The organism is Paenibacillus curdlanolyticus YK9 (assembly GCF_000179615.1).
GTDB classification, from domain to species: domain Bacteria; phylum Bacillota; class Bacilli; order Paenibacillales; family Paenibacillaceae; genus Paenibacillus_T; species Paenibacillus_T curdlanolyticus.
Genome location: NZ_AEDD01000007.1, coordinates 77547 through 93666, shown reverse-complemented (window position 1 = coordinate 93666; position 16120 = coordinate 77547). Strand labels below are relative to the sequence as shown.

The window sequence follows — 16120 nt, the reverse complement described above, 5'->3', positions numbered from 1 at the left end:
GCCGATGGCGACGGAGAGCGTACGGAACGGCGGCCGTTTTGTCGTGGACGACTTTGCGCCGGATACTATCGCTACACCGGAGGATCTGACCGAAGAGCAGCGGATGATGGCCGATGCGGCCCGCGCATTCGTCGAGGGAGAGGTGAAGACGCGCGACGAGGAGCTGGAGAAGCTCAATTACGGCCTAACCGTAGAGCTGATGCGCAAGGCTGGCGAGCTCGGCTTGCTTGGAGCGGATGTGCCGGAAGCTTATGGAGGGCTCGGGCTCGACAAGGTGAGCACGACGCTGCTGTCGGAGACGATGGCGGAAGCTTCCTCGTTCGCATTGTCCGTCGGCGCGCATGTTGGCATCGGCACGCTGCCGATCGTCTTCTTCGGAACGCCGGAGCAGAAAGCGCGGTATTTGCCGGACTTGGCTGCCGGCACCCGGATCGCAGCGTACTGTCTGACCGAACCGGGCTCCGGTTCGGATGCGCTTGGCGCTAGGACGACGGCGCGGCTGTCGCCGGACGGTAGCCATTATTTGCTCAACGGCTCCAAGCTATACATTACGAATGCCGCCTTCGCCGACATTTATATCGTCTATGCGAAGGTAGACGGCGATCATTTTACGGCGTTCATCGTCGAGCGGGGAACGCCGGGCTTCACGGTCGGTCCGGAGGAGAAGAAGATGGGCATTAAGGGCTCCTCGACCTGCCCGTTGTTTTTCGAGGATGCGCCGGTTCCGGTCGCCAATGTGCTGGGTGAGGTAGGCAAAGGCCATCAAATCGCCTTCAACATCTTGAACATCGGGCGGTTCAAGCTGGGCGCAGGCTGCGTTGGAACGGCGAAGGAGGCAATTCGACTGTCAGTTGGCTATGCGGCGGCGCGCAAGCAGTTTGGGCGGCCAATCGCCAGCTTTCCGCTCATTGGCGCGAAGCTCGCGGATATGAACATCGCCGCCTTTGTGATGGAGAGCATGGTATATCGGACGGCGGGCTGGATTGACGAGGGGCTAAGCCAGGCGGACCCGAATGCCCCGGACAGCGGCGCGCAAGCGGCCAAAGCGATTGCCGAGTATGCATTGGAATGCTCGATCGTGAAGGTGTTCGCGACGGAGGCGCTCGATTATATCGCGGATGAAGGGGTGCAAATCCACGGGGGCTACGGCTACATGCAGGAGTATAAAATCGAGCGAATCTATCGCGACTCGCGCATTAACCGTATTTTCGAAGGGACGAATGAAATCAATCGGATGCTTATCCCCGGCACGCTGATGAAAAAAGCGCTCAAAGGCGACCTGCCGCTGCTTCGCAAGGCGCGCGCTCTGCAGGCGGAGCTGCTGCAGCCGATGCCTTTGCCGTCATTCGAGGATGTGTTGAGCCTGGAATCCTATCGTCTAGCTCAAGCGAAACGCACGTTTCTTGCAGTCGGGGGCCTCGCCGTTCAGCAGCTGGGCCTGCGGCTGGAGCAGGAGCAGGAGGTGCTCGTTACGCTGGCGGATATCATGATCGACATTTACGCGATGGAGAGCGCGCTGCTGCGGGTGAAGAAGCTCATTGCCCGAGAAGGCGAAGCGAAGGCGGGCAATGCCATCGATATGACGGTCGTATTCGTGCAGGAGGCGATGGAGCGGATCGAACAGCTGGCGAAGAAAGGGCTGGCCGCCGTCGAGCAAGGCGATTCGCTGCAGGTGCAGCTGTCCGTGCTGAAGAAGCTGATGCGCGCGCCGCAGGAGGACACGATCGCCCGCAAGCGCATGATTGCCGCGAAAGTGAAGGAAGCGGGCCGCTACGTCGTGTAACCGCCCAACATCCCCATTCGAATCGGAAAGGGTGAGGACGATGGAACCGATTGAGCCGCGTCCGTGGTTTCGCCATTACCCAGACGAGGTGCCGCCATCGGCGAGTTATCCCGATTGGTCGATTCCCGATTTGCTGCTAGAGGCAGCGCGCAAGCACGGCGACCGGCCTGCTATATATTTCTTGGGCAAGTCCATCACGTACAATCGCTTGCTGGAGGATGTCCGCCGGATGGCGGGAATCCTCCGGGGGCTGGGGGTTGTCAAAGGCGAACGGGTCGCGATCATGCTGCCGAACTGTCCGCAAGCGGTTATTGCATATTACGGAGCGCTGCTAGCTGGCGCGGTCGTCGTTCAGACGAATCCGCTTTACGTCGAGCGCGAGCTCGAACATCAGCTGGCGGACAGCGGCGCATCCGTCATTATTACGGTTGATCTGCTGTATGCAAGGCTTGCGCGGGTGCGCGGTGAGCATCCAGAACTAGGACCTTTGCCCGATTTGCGCAAAGTCATCGTCACTTCTATAAAAGATGGGCTTCCTTTTCCGAAAAAGATAATATATCCGCTCAAACAGTGGAAAGATGGCTTCCGTCCGGACATCCCGTACGGGAAGCACGGCGTTCATGCGTACTCTCGACTGATGGCTGACGCCAAGCCGGATTTTGCCGCCGCCGCTGACATTGACGCGGCGAACGATTTGGCGCAGCTGCAGTATACAGGCGGTACGACAGGGCTTGCCAAAGGGGTTATGCTGACACATCGCAATTTGGTCGCCAATACGATGCAGACATCGGCTTGGTTCTATCGCTCGACCGATACGCGCGAGCGTTTTTTGGCGGCGCTGCCGCTCTTTCATGTTTTTGGTTTAACGGTATTAATGAATTTGGCGACGCTGCGGGCAGGCGAGCTTATTTTGCTGCCCCGATTCGATACGGTGCAGGTGCTGCAGACGATACGGGAGAAGCGTCCGTCGATCTTCCCTGGTGCGCCGACCATGTATGTTGCCTTAATTAATCATCCGCAGGCATCCAAGATGGACCTGTCCTCGATCGAAATTTGCGTAAGCGGCTCCGCTCCGCTTCCGCTTGAGGTGCAGGAAAGGTTCGAGGCGTTGACCGGAGGAAGGCTGATCGAAGGCTACGGCTTAACGGAAGCTTCGCCAGTAACGCATGCCAACCCGATATGGGGAAAACGGAAGATTGGAACTATCGGGCTCCCTTTCCCCGATACGGATTGCTTGATCGTGGATCAAGACACGGGCGAGCCTGCTGCGGTTGGCCAGATCGGCGAGCTTGCGATCCGCGGCCCTCAGGTGATGAAAGGGTACTGGAATCGGCCGAACGAGACCGCCAAGGTGCTTCGTGACGGCTGGCTGTATACGGGCGATTTGGCGACGATGGACGAGGACGGATTTTTTACGATCGTGGATCGCATTAAAGACGTGATCATTGCAGGAGGGTTCAATATTTATCCGCGCGAGGTCGAGGAGGTGCTGTATGAGCATCCCGGCGTTCAGGAAGCAGCGATCATTGGCATTGCGGATGAGTATCGCGGGCAAACCGTGAAGGCGTACATTATTCCGAAGCAAGGCGTGGAGCTGACGCAGGTTGAGCTGAATCGATGGTGCCGCGAACGGCTAGCTTCCTTCAAAGTTCCGCATGTGTATGAGTTCCGCGATACGCTGCCCAAAACGATTATCGGCAAGGTGCTGAAGCGCAAGCTCCATGAAGAGCTGGAGAAGGAGAACGATCTTAGCCGCGAAGGGAGCGATGGGAATGATGCCGATTGAGCCGCCGAGCGAGGAAGAGAACTGGGCACAGATGGAAGAGCGAGCCCGGCTGACCTTCTGGGGTACGCTCGGCTGCGAAGTCGTAAGCGCAGAGCCTGGCAGAGCGATCGTCAGCCTTTCATGCACAGAGCGGCATTTGAATATGGCGAATATCGTGCATGGCGGAGTGCTTGCATCCATCATGGACAATACGATGGGGCTCGCGGCGATGCGAGCCTTTCCGGGAGAGCTGCTTGTGACGGCTCAGATGAACATTCATTATCTCGCTTCAGCAGGCGTTGGCGAGATTCGCTGCGAAGCGGTCACCGTGCATCGGTCACGGCGGACCGTCACGATGCAGGGCCATATTTATGGCGCGGACGGGGGCTTGCTGGCATGGGGAAGCAGCGCTTTTCGCTTGGTGGCGCCGGAGCGCTAGCCGGACGCATCGGTTGAAAGGGGCTACCCTTTTCGTTATACTAACTATATCTGGAAAATGGTTGTGAGGGGGCATCAGGATGGTTGTTGAAGGATGGGTGACAGCCCTTGTTGTCGTATTTGGCATACTTGTAGCCGTAGTAGGCGTGATCGCGTACCTGCGCATGTTCCGAAAAGGGGCCGACGCTGTCGACTACCGTTCGGCGACGGGCGAGGACCCTTCGCGATCCGCAAACCCCTCGCAACTAGCGGATTCGCAGCTATTGCCGGAGGACCGGAACGAGGAGCAATAGTGTGGGTTTTGTAAAAATTGTTTATGTAAACGTTTTAATTATTCGATTCCCTTTTATAGCTAACCGTCGGGTGTTATAATAGTGAGAAAAGTGCAAATTGTTTGCTTTTTGTCCATTGTCCATTGGAACTGCCTACTACCGAAGGGAGGATCAGCGGCGTCGCGCCGTCTTCCGTACTCGTACCGTGAAGTTAAAGGATGACCATCCAACGCTTAGGGGGGGAGATTTCATGGCCAAACATAGCCAGAATGAAGTCAAGGAAAGCCTGAAAGAGCTCACGCGAATTTTTCAACCGAAAGATCCTCGTAAATTTGTGAAGGATTATATTCGCAAATACCGGATAACCGGAGGTTACGAAGAAGAATTAACGATGTTGGTGGAAGATGAGCTCGGCAAGCTGAACTCCTCGGTCGGATAAGCGGGCAGCACCATACAGTTTGATAGATCAGCCTTGTTCCATTAATTGGAGCAAGGCTTTTTTCTGCTGGGCACCGGTGTTATTCATGGGAATGCGTCGTGTTGGAAACACTGTGATCAAACGTCAGCAGCTGGAGGTGTCTTTATCTGATCGAGCTTAAGGCTGTCACCAAAAGGTACCATAGCGCCTCGGGCGTGACGGAAGCGATCCGCGGCATTGATTTGCATGTGCGCAGCGGCGAGATTTTCGGCGTCATCGGCCATTCCGGGGCAGGCAAGAGCACACTCTTGCGGTGCGTGAATTTGTTGGAGAGGCCGACCTCGGGCAGCGTCGTCGTGGGAGGCACGGAGCTTACCCGTCTGAGTACGAGGCAGCTTCAGCAGCATCGCAGGAGAATCGGGATTATTTTTCAGCATTTCAATCTGCTCTCGACGGCGACAGTGCATGATAACGTCGCATTCCCGCTGCGGCTCGCCAGACAGCCGAGATCGGAAATTCGCGCCAGAGTGGATGAGCTGTTAGGTTTGGTCGGGCTGGAAGGCTACGGGGATCGTTATCCGTCCCAACTGTCTGGCGGCCAGAAGCAGCGTGTAGGCATCGCTCGCGCTTTGGCGAATAAGCCGGATGTGCTGTTATGCGATGAGGCGACCTCGGCGCTCGACCCGCAGACGACGGACTCGATCCTGTCTCTGCTGCTCGACATTAATGAAAAGCTTGGTTTGACGATTATGCTGATTACGCATGAGATGCATGTCATCCGGTCGATTTGCGATCGGGTGGCGGTCATCGATCAAGGTGAGATCGTCGAGATGGGCGATGTCATCGATGTGTTTTTGCATCCGCGTGCACAGGTGACGCAGGATTTCGTAGAGCAATCGACGCATGCTTCCAGCGGTTTTCCGAGCGAGGAAGGGATCAGGCGGGGGAGGCTGCTGCGCGTTCGGTTCAAAGGCAAACAGACCTATGAACCGGTTTTGTTCGAGGCGGTGAAGGAAACCGGTGCGGTATTCTCGATTTTACAGGGGACGGTATCCCGCATGAAACGAATTCCGTATGGGCAGCTGCTCGTCGACGTAAGGGGAAGCGATGGCGACGTAGAGCGAATTGTGGCGCGCTTGCATGCAGAAGGCATTGAAGCAGAGGTGCTGGCATGAGCATGTCGTTCGAAAATGTCCGTCCGGACGAAATACGCGAAGCAGCGATTGACACGCTGACGATGCTCGGCTTATCGCTTCTGTTTACCATTGCGCTTGGCTTGCTGCTGGGCATCATTCTGTTTCTGACCTCACGCGGCCAGCTGCTCAGCCAGCCGATCGCGTATGGCGTGCTTTCGTTTATTGTGAACGTGCTGCGTTCCGTGCCATTCGTCATTTTGATGATCTCGATTATGCCGTTTACCAAATGGCTCACCGGAACGTCCATCGGAGTGGAGGGTTCCATTCCGCCGCTGGTCGTTGCGGCAGCGCCGTTCTTCGCCCGGCTCGTCGAAACCTCGCTGCGCGAGGTCGATCGTGGCGTCATTGAGGCAGCGCAAGCGATGGGAGCATCCAGTTGGACGATCGTGCGCCGCGTGCTGCTGCGGGAATCAAGGATGGGGCTTACAGCAGGCATTACCATTACGGCTGTTACGCTAGTCTCTTATACCGCGATGTCAGGCGTGATCGGCGGCGGCGGCCTTGGGGATTTGGCGCTGCGTTACGGGTACCAGCGGTTCCAGACGGACGTCATGTTCGTTACGGTCGTGCTGCTTGTTATTCTCGTGCAATTGCTTCAATCGATAGGAGATCTTGTTGTTCGGCGGATGAGCCGCAAATAATTGAACGATGACATCTGTGGAGGCTGATACTGCTTATGACGACGAACGGTTGGAGGATGAATCATATGGAACATTCGGATAAGCTTCGGAAGCCATGGAAGGCGCTTGCTTTGCTTATGCTTACAGTGGTGCTTGCGCTTTCGTTGGTCGCATGCGGCAATAAGGACGAGGATCAGAATGAGGATGAGGGCAAGACGGAGCAAGGGGCTGGTGGGACGGCAGCGGTGACTTTAAAGGTCGGCGCTACTCCGGTGCCGCATGCCGAGATTTTGAAAGAGGTGCAGCCGATTTTGAAGGAGCAGGGCGTCAATCTTGAAATCGTCGAGTTCAACGACTACGTTCAGCCGAACGTTCAAGTGTACGAGAAGCAGCTGGATGCGAACTTCTTTCAGCATACGCCTTATTTGGACCAGTTTAACAAGGATAAGGGGTACGACCTGGTGAAGGTCACGGGGGTTCATATCGAGCCGCTCGGCGCATACTCCAAGACATTGAAGAAGCTCGATGAGCTCGGAGATGGGGCGAAGGTAGCGATTCCGAATGACCCGTCGAACGGCGGCCGCGCCCTGTCCTTATTGGAGAAAAACGGCCTGCTGAAGCTGAAGGAAGGGGTTGGCGTCAGCGCCACGATCGGGGACATTACAGATAATCCGAAGAAGCTTAAGGTGACCGAGCTGGAGGCCGCGACGCTGCCTCGCGTGCTGGATGAAGTGGATCTGGGGATCATCAATACGAACTATGCGCTCGAAGCTGGACTTGTCCCGACAACGGATGCGTTGTTCCTTGAAGGCAAGGACTCGCCGTACGTTAACATTCTCGTATCGAGGCCGGATGACAAGGACAGCGAAGCGATGAAGAAGCTGGCAGAGGCTTTGAATAGCGATAAGGTGCGGACGTTCATTGAGCAAAAATATAAAGGCGCAGTCGTTCCGGCATTCTAGGGTGCAGAGTAAAGATAAGCTGAGCGATAAAGGATCAGAAAACGGACCATCATCCCGGCCGGTTTTCTGGTTCTTTTTTTTGCGTGGTTTCGGGCACTTTTGCGCGTCAACGCTATGCTTTACGTGTTCTGACTTTATTCCGCCCGGAATAAATTAAGGCATAAGGAAGACGGGAGTGATGACGCGTGGTGGAAAGGAAGTCGCAGGAGGATATTCGCCGAATCGCTAAGGCAGGACGCGTCGTGGCGGAGTGTCATCGGGCTATCGCCAGTCGGATTGCGCCCGGCGTCACGACCTTGGAGATTGATCGATTCGTGGAGCGTTTAATGCGCGAACGGGGCGCAACTCCGGCTCAGAAAGGGTATCGAGGCTATCCTTTTGCCACATGCGCTTCGGTGAACGACGTCGTCTGCCACGGGTTTCCGGATGCGGAGCCGCTGGAGGAGGGCGACATTGTCACGATCGATATGGTGGCGGATGTAGACGGCTGGAAAGCCGACTCGGCATGGACGTTTCCGATCGGGCGGGCATCGACAAGGGCGAAACGGCTGCTGCGAGCCACGCGGAATGCACTGGATCGGGCGATTGCGCAGGCGGTGCCGGGCAAGCGGTTGGGCGATATCGGACATGCGGTGAAGAAAAGTGCGGAGGAATCGGGATTTGCGGTCGTAACCGGCTTTGTGGGGCATGGCATCGGCCGCGACATTCATGAATCGCCAGCGGTCGAAAATAAGGGGCGAGAAGGCAAAGGCATTATGCTGAAGCCCGGAATGGTCATTACGATTGAGCCGATCTTAACGACGGGCTCATCGGAGGTGTCGATTGGGCAGGACGGCTGGAGCGCCCGGACGCGCGACGGCTCGTTGGCCGCCATGTTCGAGCATACGATTGCGATTACGGAGAAGGGGCCATTGATTTTGACAGACTGGTAAGATGTTCAGCCTGCGGGCGAGCAGGGCCGAGCGAATAGGGCATATAAATGTGCCCTATTGCCCGGCGAGCGTGCAGCCGGAGCGAATAGGGAATAGAAAAATGCCCTATTGCCCGGCGGGCGTGCAGCCGGAGCGAATAGGGAATAGAAAAATGCCCTATTGCCCGGCGGGCGTGCAGCCGGAGCGAATAGGGAATAGAAAAATGCCCTATTGCCCGGCGGGCGTGCAGCCGGAGCGAATAGGGAATAGAAATGTGCCCTATTGTCCGGCGAGCGTGCAGCCGGAGCGAATAGGGAATATAAATGTGCCCTATTGCCCGGCGAGCGTGCAGCCGGAGCGAATAGGGAATAGAAAAATGCCCTATTGCCCGGCGAGCGTGCAGCCGGAGCGAATAGGGCATATAAAAATGCCCTATCTATATTGACGGGTACAAGCTTCCTGTTTACTATGGAGGATAGAAACTAACAACGTTGTTAATATCCTTCGGGAAATCGATGATGATAAGGTGATCAGGGATGAAAAAGCTAAGAACAACGCAGCTGTTGACCGAAGCGGGCGTCGTAGCCGTCCTGCGGGCGGATTCGGCAGAGGCAGTAGCAGACATGGCGCGCCATGCGATTAGAGGCGGCATCAAGGCGATCGAGATTACGATGACAGTTCCTTTTGCGCTGCGGGCGATTGAACAGCTCGCGGCTGAGTTTTCAAGCGAAGCCGACCCGTCGTCGGACAAGTTTGCCATTATCGGCGTCGGTACCGTGCTCGATCCTGAGACGGCCCGGGCAGCTATTCTCGCAGGAGCGGAATTCGTCGTCGCGCCGTGCTTCAGCGAAGGCACGATCAAGCTTTGCAATCGCTACAGCGTGCCCGTTATGCCGGGAGCGGTCACGATTCATGAAATTCAGAGCGCGCTAGAGCTCGGCGTGGACATCGTGAAGCTGTTCCCGGGCAATTTGTTCTCGCCATCCATTATTTCGGCGATCAAAGGGCCGCTGCCGCAGGCGAATGTGATGCCGACTGGCGGCGTCTCGCTCAGCAATTTGAAGGATTGGATCAGGGCGGGCGCTGTTGCGGTCGGGATCGGATCGGATCTGACGAAGGAAGCGGTTCAAACAGGCGATTATTCATCAATCGAACGGAAAGCGGCAGCTTATATCGCAGCGTATCGCAGCGCGAAGGCGTAAGCGCAAGCCATTTCGCGTGCTGTACGGTAGGTATCGGCGTTTCTCTCTGCCTAACGGCAGGGGGGCGCCGAATTTTTGCGTGACTATAGCAGTGGTGACGGCGGGTTCAATGGACCTGCTTTTTTTATTTGCAATAGGTGGGAATCATTGACTTTAATTGAAATGATGTGGTTAAATGTACGGGAATTGATGCTACGGAACGACGCAACATTTGATCGCAATTGTAAGGGGTGGAGAAACAAAATGGAAGTTAAGCAGCATAAACGGAATGCACTGGCGGCACCCAATGGCTTGACACATTTGGAGAAGCTCGCAATTGTCGTAATCGTCGCGATTATCGCGATCCTTGCAGTCCCATCAATAAAGGAGCTTGTGCATATTTCTCAGGTGCACGCAGATGAGAGAGGCCAGCAGCAGATCGTTGCAGCAGCTATGCATTACGTTATGGCGACGAACATGAGCACGAATAAAAATATAGCGATAGAGACGCTTATCGAGCAGGGCTTTCTGCAGCAGGAGCCTGGATTTTATAATCAATCGCACAGTCCGCGGCATGCGGTTATCACCTTTAGCATCAATGGCGTTCCAACGATTACGCTGGATGCTGACGACGTACTGGTTCAGGGAATTCAGGAAGGGACTCCGCGTTAAGGAGCAGAAGGGCCGAACGCTGCTTTTAGAACAGTCTCCATTAGGGTAACATTGGGAGTGGCGGTATGTATGACAATACTTCGGCTCAGGAGGCGGAATGATGGAATACCGGATTGAGAAGGACACGATGGGCGAGATTCGCGTAGCGGCTGACAAGCTATGGGGCGCCCAAACGCAGCGAAGCTTGGAAAATTTCCGCATCGGCGGAGACCGTATGCCAATGGAGATCGTCCGCGCGATGGCGATCGTCAAAAAAGCGGCAGCGGAGTCGAACGAGGCGCTTGGCGTACTTGATCCGGAGAAAGCGAAAGCGATCGGATTAGCGGTCGATGATATAGTAAACGGCGAATTGGATGGCCACTTCCCGTTAGTCGTCTGGCAGACCGGCAGCGGCACGCAGACGAATATGAACGTGAACGAGGTCGTCGCTAGACGGGCGAACGCTTGGCTGGAGCAGCAGGGCAGCGACGCTCGCATCCATCCGAATGATGATGTGAACCGGTCGCAGAGCTCCAACGACACATTCCCCGCAGCTATGCATATAGCAGGCGTGACAGCGGTCGAGGATCAGCTGCTGCCAGCGCTGGCTGAGCTCAGCCGCACACTGGCGGATAAGGCGGAGAAATTCCGCGGTATCGTCAAAATCGGCCGGACGCATCTGCAAGATGCAACGCCGTTGACGCTCGGCCAAGAGGTAAGCGGATGGCATGCCATGCTGGCAGAGGCGGAAGGCATGCTGCGCGCGAGCCTCCCGGCTATGCGCGGGTTGGCGTTGGGCGGTACGGCCGTAGGCACGGGCATTAACGCGCCTCCCGGCTTTGCGGCGCTTGTCGCCGAGAAGGCGAGCGCGCTGACGGGCAAGTCATTCGTTACGGCGCCGAACAAGTTCCACGCGCTGACGAGCCATGATGCGATCGTCTTCGTCCATGGCGCGATTAAGGCGTTAGCCGCGAATTTGATGAAAATCGCCAACGATGTGCGCTGGCTGGCAAGCGGTCCGCGAAGCGGCATCGGGGAGCTGACGATTCCAGAGAATGAACCGGGCAGCTCGATCATGCCGGGCAAGGTGAACCCGACGCAGTGCGAAGCGCTGACGATGGTCGTTTGCCAGGTAATGGGCAACGATACGGCGATTGGCGTAGCGGCGAGCCAGGGCAATTTTGAGCTGAACGTATATAAACCGGTTATCATCTACAACTTCCTGCACTCGGTGCGGCTGCTCGCTGATGCGATGCGCTCCTTCAATGAGCACTGTGCAATTGGCATCGAGCCGAACGAAGCGGTCATTCGCCGTAATGTCGAGCAATCGCTTATGCTGGTGACGGCCTTGAACCCCCATATTGGCTACGAGAACGCCGCATCGATTGCGAAGAAGGCGCATAAGGAAAGCACGACGCTCCGTGAGGCGGCGATAAGCAGCGGTTTGCTGACGGGCGAGCAGTTCGATGCATACGTTCGACCAGAGCAAATGGTAGGGCCTAACGCATAGCGCGAGCCGAGAACGAGGCCGGTTTCACTCGTATAGAAGAACCAAGCGGTCAGCTGTCTATCCCGTTGCAGTACGTGCAATGAACAGGCATGGTTTGACTTGAAAAAGGCTGTTCCATTGCATTTGATGCAATGGAACAGCCTTTTTGGCTACTAGATGCGACGGTTCGGGTCTGGAGGAGTGAGTCTCGTTGTACGATCTGCAATGATGCGCTCTTGCTGTGATGGGAAGCGCGGTCTCATTGTACGGTTTGCAACGAACGGAACCGAGGAACCTGCGCCAAGCGCACAGTCGCACTATCGTTACGCTCATCCTCGTCGATTCCGGCGATGAATCCGCCACCAAGCGATAAGCGCTCCGATAACGAGGAGCGCGGCTGCCGCCGTAATCGCGATCACCTTCACATTCGGCACGCCGACCGTAACGTCGAACTTGTCCGGCTCGGTCAGCGACAGATGCCAGACGAGCGTTTTGCCGCCATCCTCCACTGCGTCGGCATTATGAGCTTTCGCGCGCAGGGGCATCGTCAGCTTAAAATCAAATTGCAGCTCGCGCAGCACCAGCTTGCGGACCAGCGGGTTCAGATCGGCCAAGCGATCCGTGACCTCGCTTCGCACGCGTTCAGGCATCAGCTTGCTCAAGTCCGCGTCGATCATGACATGCTCGTCCGTCGTAAATGGGCCGCCCTTCGACGTTTCTCTTGTAACGGTGACGCCAGGCACCTGTACGTCCGTTCCTTTTTTAAAATCTATCGACCGAGTGGCATGCAGCTTCGCCTGCCCATTATCGGTAGATAAGGGATCGACCGCGAAGCCGCTCTCGGCGAGCTTCTCGCTTATTTTGGCCATTACGTCGCCGCCGCCCAGTGCGGTGAGCGCTTTGCTATTGAGTGCCATCGTGAGGGAGAGATCGCCCGTGCCATTTGCTTTTATTCGAAGATGCGCTTCGCCTTGGGCGCAGCCAGCCGTGACCGCAAGCAAGCTAAGCAGCATAAGCACGAGCAGCAGAATGCGTCGAGGAGAATGGTTCATTTTATCGATACCTCCACCAAAAATAACAACACTACTTACGATACGCCTCGCATCTGACAATAGCAATAGCGCGACAGGCATCTCTAGATGCAGGGCTGAACTCGTGTGCTATAATAAGGGGATGATGACGGATAACCGGGAAAAGAGTGTGAATACGCGATGCATATCTTATCAGTCGAGCATTTGACCAAAACGTATGGAGAAAAAACGCTGTTCGAGGACATCTCGTTCGGCGTTGCCGAAGGGGATAAAATAGGCATTATCGGCGTCAACGGAACGGGCAAATCGACGCTGTTGAAAGTGATAGCGAACCTTGAACCGGCTGACTCGGGCAAGGTTTCAATTTCTGGGAAAGCAACGATTCGGATGCTCGCGCAAAATCCGGCGTATGACCCGGAGGAAACGATTCTGGAGCATGCGCTCGGCGGGGCATCGCCAGAGATGGCGGCCGTTCGCGCTTATCATGAGGCGCTGCTGGCGCTGGAGCTTAATCCTAGCGATGAGAAGCTTCAGCAGAAGCTTGTCGAAGTGAATGCCAAGATGGACGAGCTGAACGCATGGCAGCTGGAAAATGACGCGAAGGCCGCGCTCTCGAAGCTCGGCCTGCACGATTTTAGCGTTCGGATGGGCGTGCTCTCGGGCGGCCAGCGCAAACGCGCGGCGATGGCGGCGGCGCTGGTGCAGCCGTCGGACTTGCTCATCCTCGATGAGCCGACCAACCACATCGATAATGAGTCTGTCGCTTGGCTTGAAGCGATGCTGCAGAAGCGGCGCGGCGCGCTGCTCATGATTACGCATGATCGCTATTTTCTTGATCGTGTAGCGAATCGCGTGCTGGAGCTCGATCGCGGGCGGGCTTACTTCTATGAAGCGAATTACAGCCGGTTTTTGGAGCTGAAGCTGGAGCGCGAGGAGCGGGAGGCGGCATCGGAATCGAAGCGGCAGAACTTACTGCGCAACGAGCTGGCGTGGATTCGCCGCGGTGCGAAAGCGCGCTCGACCAAGCAGAAAGCGCGGATTGAGCGGTTCGAAAAGCTGAAGGCGCAAGGGCCGGGCCAATCGGCAGGCAAAATGGACGTATCCGTTGCCTCGGCGCGACTGGGCCGGAAGATTGTAGAGCTGGAGGATGTCGGACATCGCTTCGGCGAGCGGATGCTGTTCCGCAGCTTTAGCTACATGGCGGTGCCAGAGGATCGCGTCGGCATCGTCGGCCGCAACGGCAGCGGCAAATCGACCTTACTCAAGATCATTGGGGACCGTCTGGAGCCAACCGAAGGGAAAGCCGAAATCGGCCCAACGGTGCGCGTCGGCTGGTTCTCTCAGGAGCATGAAGAGATGGACGAATCGCTGCGCGTCATTGAGTATATTCGCGACGGCGCGGAGCAGGTGAAGACGGCCGATGGCACTAGCGTCTCTGCTTCGCAAATGCTGGAGCGCTTCCTTTTCCCGCCGACGATGCAATGGACGCTGATCGGCAGGCTGTCCGGCGGCGAGAAGCGCCGGCTGCAGCTGCTTCGCGTGCTGATGGAAGCGCCGAACGTGCTGCTGCTCGACGAGCCGACGAATGATTTGGATATCGCGACGCTATCCGTGCTTGAGGAGTATTTGGAAGACTTCCCGGGCGTCGTCTTCGTGGTCTCCCATGATCGCTATTTCTTAGATCGAACGGTCGATCGGCTGTTTGCATTCGAAGGCACAGAAGAAGTTGCGATTCATGCGGGCAACTATTCCGAATATGAAGAGCGGACGCGCGGACGGGGCGATGACGCCTCGGAGGGTGCGACGTCAGGCGGCGCTGCTGGCAAAAGCGGCTCAGCCAACCGACCAGCCGGGCAGGGAGCGAGCACGGCGGCGGCAGCGAACGCGCAGCCAGCAGCAGTTGAAGATACCGGACGGCAGAAGAACTTGCGGATGTCATATAAAGACCAGAAGGATTTTGAGTCCATCGACGAGTGGATCGCCGAGACGGAGGAAGCGCTGACGAAGGTGGCTGAGCAGATGGACGCCTCGGGCAGCGACTCCGTGCTCCTTCAGCAGCTGATCGCGGAGCAAAGCCAATTGGAGACGAAGCTCGAAGAGCTGATGGAGCGCTGGACGTACTTGAACGAGCTCGCTGAGCAGATCGAGGCGCAGAAGAAGAAGTAACAGCACTGTATATGGGACGAGCGCTGGAAGGAACGTACGACGTGTGCCGGAAACAGCGTCCAAATAGGAGAAGCATGCCCGACATCGGGTATGCTTTTTTCGTGTGCGGGTTGAGTTAACGGACCGAGTGGACGTTATTTCGGCTCAAAAAGGGGAACGCCAAAGCTAACGGACACCAGAGGCGTTATTTCCCAGTTATCAGCGGTAATGCGAGCATATGCGGGCGAATAACGGCCCGTGTGTCTGTTAGAATGTGCAAAAGGCTCATTTTCGCCTAATAGCGGCATTCCGGTCCGTTACACACACCCACGATCTTAACCAGATCAAGATGAAACCTTTCGCCTCCACAATGCGTCCGAATGGGCAGATAAGGAGGGATGGATATGAAACATAGGTACAAATGGGGAATTGTCATATTGGCATGTTTATGGTTATTGAGCGGCTGCAGCCAATCGACGGCATCCATACACACATCGTCTTCGGCTGTTTCGCCATCAGCTGTCCAGCCTTCGGCCGGGCAAGTCGCACAGACGGCAAAAACGCAGGTGTCGGGAGCGCCAGCAATGCCGTCATCAGGCGTACAGTGGGTTTACATGTCGTGGCCGATTCCGTCCCAGTATGTCAGCAGCCCGCTAATTGGCGGTCGAGACAATCAGCGAATTGATCAGCTCCTGCAGTGGATCGATCAGGCGAAGCGGGTGGACGGCAAGGGGCTGAGCTCTCCGCTGGATGGGCGCAGCATGGCGGTGAATATCGAATTTAGCCGAAAAAGGATAATCGTCATTCGCCCCGCATGGACATGCGATAGCAATAAGGATTCGCAAGGCAATACAACCACGTCATGCAAGCCGGTCGACAATCGCGTCTGGATCGAGGGAACCGCAGACGGGCCGTATTTTGCAGAGTCGGGCCAGCTCTATTCTTTCGTCAGTAAGGGTTACTTGGATTGGATGCCGAATGTAAAGCCATACGAAGCGCCTTCGCAGGTGGCCGTTGGCGCGCCATTCACGATACTCGGACGCGGGGCTCGTACAGAGCATGTGACGGTTGCATTGATGAAAGGCGATTCCACCCTATGGGCGCAGACCGTCCCTGTGAAAGAGGGGGAGTGGCGGCTGGAGGGGCAGATGTCAGATCAGCTGCCGGCTGGAGATTGCGAATGGAAAATCGATACGGGGATCACGACGTTTGGCGTAGGGGTTAAGCTGGTGGCGTAGCGTCCCACGCATCAAGGGGA

15 protein-coding genes are annotated in these 16120 nt (G+C 56.4%); 14 read left to right on the top strand and 1 reads right to left on the bottom strand.

The features are described 5' to 3' along the window. The first annotated feature begins 4 nt into the window (after positions 1–4). The 12 genes from PAECUDRAFT_RS14015 to fumC all read left to right on the top strand — a co-directional run bounded on the left by PAECUDRAFT_RS14015 (position 5) and on the right by fumC (position 11707). Positions 5–1783 (top strand): acyl-CoA dehydrogenase family protein, encoded by a 1779-nt coding sequence (locus tag PAECUDRAFT_RS14015; protein WP_006038756.1) that lies wholly within the window; start codon positions 5–7, stop codon positions 1781–1783. A gap of 40 nt (positions 1784–1823) precedes the next feature. Next, the gene (locus PAECUDRAFT_RS14010; RefSeq protein ID WP_006038755.1) at positions 1824–3569 is read left to right on the top strand and encodes a long-chain-fatty-acid--CoA ligase; all 1746 of its coding nucleotides are present in this window, start codon (positions 1824–1826) and stop codon (positions 3567–3569) included. After that, positions 3556–3987, top strand: a complete 432-nt coding sequence (locus tag PAECUDRAFT_RS14005; RefSeq protein WP_006038754.1) for a PaaI family thioesterase — start codon at positions 3556–3558, stop codon at positions 3985–3987. Before PAECUDRAFT_RS14010 ends, PAECUDRAFT_RS14005 begins: the two co-directional genes overlap by 14 nt. Before the next feature lie 79 nt (positions 3988–4066). Beyond that, on the top strand, positions 4067–4279 hold the full coding sequence (locus PAECUDRAFT_RS14000; protein ID WP_006038753.1) for a hypothetical protein: 213 nt from the start codon (positions 4067–4069) through the stop codon (positions 4277–4279). Positions 4280–4508: 229 nt separating this feature from the next. Further along, entirely contained in the window at positions 4509–4697 is a 189-nt protein-coding gene (locus tag PAECUDRAFT_RS13995) for a hypothetical protein (protein WP_006038752.1), read from the top strand. Between the two features lie 146 nt (positions 4698–4843). Next, positions 4844–5851: a methionine ABC transporter ATP-binding protein gene (locus PAECUDRAFT_RS13990; RefSeq protein WP_040712631.1), complete on the top strand. Its 1008-nt coding sequence runs from the start codon at positions 4844–4846 to the stop codon at positions 5849–5851. Further along, entirely contained in the window at positions 5848–6513 is a 666-nt protein-coding gene (locus PAECUDRAFT_RS13985; RefSeq protein WP_006038750.1) for a methionine ABC transporter permease, read from the top strand. The genes PAECUDRAFT_RS13990 and PAECUDRAFT_RS13985 overlap by 4 nt, the downstream gene beginning before the upstream one ends. A gap of 65 nt (positions 6514–6578) precedes the next feature. Next, positions 6579–7454 (top strand): MetQ/NlpA family ABC transporter substrate-binding protein, encoded by an 876-nt coding sequence (locus PAECUDRAFT_RS13980; RefSeq protein WP_040712714.1) that lies wholly within the window; start codon positions 6579–6581, stop codon positions 7452–7454. A gap of 185 nt (positions 7455–7639) precedes the next feature. After that, on the top strand, positions 7640–8386 hold the full coding sequence (map, locus tag PAECUDRAFT_RS13975) for a type I methionyl aminopeptidase (RefSeq protein ID WP_006038748.1): 747 nt from the start codon (positions 7640–7642) through the stop codon (positions 8384–8386). A 515-nt stretch (positions 8387–8901) separates the two neighbouring features. Next, complete coding sequence (locus tag PAECUDRAFT_RS13970; RefSeq protein WP_006038747.1) at positions 8902–9567, top strand: bifunctional 2-keto-4-hydroxyglutarate aldolase/2-keto-3-deoxy-6-phosphogluconate aldolase; 666 nt, start codon at positions 8902–8904, stop codon at positions 9565–9567. Between the two features lie 243 nt (positions 9568–9810). Then, complete coding sequence (locus PAECUDRAFT_RS24740) at positions 9811–10218, top strand: hypothetical protein (protein WP_006038746.1); 408 nt, start codon at positions 9811–9813, stop codon at positions 10216–10218. Positions 10219–10318: 100 nt separating this feature from the next. Next, positions 10319–11707, top strand: coding sequence for a class II fumarate hydratase (gene fumC, locus PAECUDRAFT_RS13960; protein ID WP_006038745.1), 1389 nt, complete (start codon positions 10319–10321; stop codon positions 11705–11707). A 308-nt stretch (positions 11708–12015) separates the two neighbouring features. On the opposite strand, the gene PAECUDRAFT_RS13955 is transcribed toward fumC, so the two are convergent. Continuing rightward, on the bottom strand, positions 12016–12738 hold the full coding sequence (locus tag PAECUDRAFT_RS13955) for a hypothetical protein (protein WP_006038744.1): 723 nt from the start codon (positions 12736–12738) through the stop codon (positions 12016–12018). Positions 12739–12897: 159 nt separating this feature from the next. Here PAECUDRAFT_RS13955 and PAECUDRAFT_RS13950 point away from each other — a divergent pair, with 159 nt between their 5' ends. Continuing rightward, positions 12898–14883 (top strand): ABC-F family ATP-binding cassette domain-containing protein, encoded by a 1986-nt coding sequence (locus PAECUDRAFT_RS13950; protein ID WP_006038743.1) that lies wholly within the window; start codon positions 12898–12900, stop codon positions 14881–14883. 383 nt (positions 14884–15266) lie between these two features. Then, positions 15267–16100 (top strand): hypothetical protein, encoded by an 834-nt coding sequence (locus PAECUDRAFT_RS13945; protein WP_006038742.1) that lies wholly within the window; start codon positions 15267–15269, stop codon positions 16098–16100. The last annotated feature ends 20 nt before the right edge of the window (positions 16101–16120 follow it).

Coding starts and splice junctions, on each gene's coding strand:
- PAECUDRAFT_RS14015 (WP_006038756.1), top strand. CDS start 5: ATGGCGACGGAGAGCGTACGGAACGGCGGCCGTTTTGTCGTGGACGAC.
- PAECUDRAFT_RS14010 (WP_006038755.1), top strand. CDS start 1,824: ATGGAACCGATTGAGCCGCGTCCGTGGTTTCGCCATTACCCAGACGAG.
- PAECUDRAFT_RS14005 (WP_006038754.1), top strand. CDS start 3,556: ATGATGCCGATTGAGCCGCCGAGCGAGGAAGAGAACTGGGCACAGATG.
- PAECUDRAFT_RS14000 (WP_006038753.1), top strand. CDS start 4,067: ATGGTTGTTGAAGGATGGGTGACAGCCCTTGTTGTCGTATTTGGCATA.
- PAECUDRAFT_RS13995 (WP_006038752.1), top strand. CDS start 4,509: ATGGCCAAACATAGCCAGAATGAAGTCAAGGAAAGCCTGAAAGAGCTC.
- PAECUDRAFT_RS13985 (WP_006038750.1), top strand. CDS start 5,848: ATGAGCATGTCGTTCGAAAATGTCCGTCCGGACGAAATACGCGAAGCA.
- PAECUDRAFT_RS13980 (WP_040712714.1), top strand. CDS start 6,579: ATGGAACATTCGGATAAGCTTCGGAAGCCATGGAAGGCGCTTGCTTTG.
- PAECUDRAFT_RS13970 (WP_006038747.1), top strand. CDS start 8,902: ATGAAAAAGCTAAGAACAACGCAGCTGTTGACCGAAGCGGGCGTCGTA.
- PAECUDRAFT_RS24740 (WP_006038746.1), top strand. CDS start 9,811: ATGGAAGTTAAGCAGCATAAACGGAATGCACTGGCGGCACCCAATGGC.
- fumC (WP_006038745.1), top strand. CDS start 10,319: ATGGAATACCGGATTGAGAAGGACACGATGGGCGAGATTCGCGTAGCG.
- PAECUDRAFT_RS13955 (WP_006038744.1), bottom strand. CDS start 12,738: ATGAACCATTCTCCTCGACGCATTCTGCTGCTCGTGCTTATGCTGCTT.
- PAECUDRAFT_RS13950 (WP_006038743.1), top strand. CDS start 12,898: ATGCATATCTTATCAGTCGAGCATTTGACCAAAACGTATGGAGAAAAA.
- PAECUDRAFT_RS13945 (WP_006038742.1), top strand. CDS start 15,267: ATGAAACATAGGTACAAATGGGGAATTGTCATATTGGCATGTTTATGG.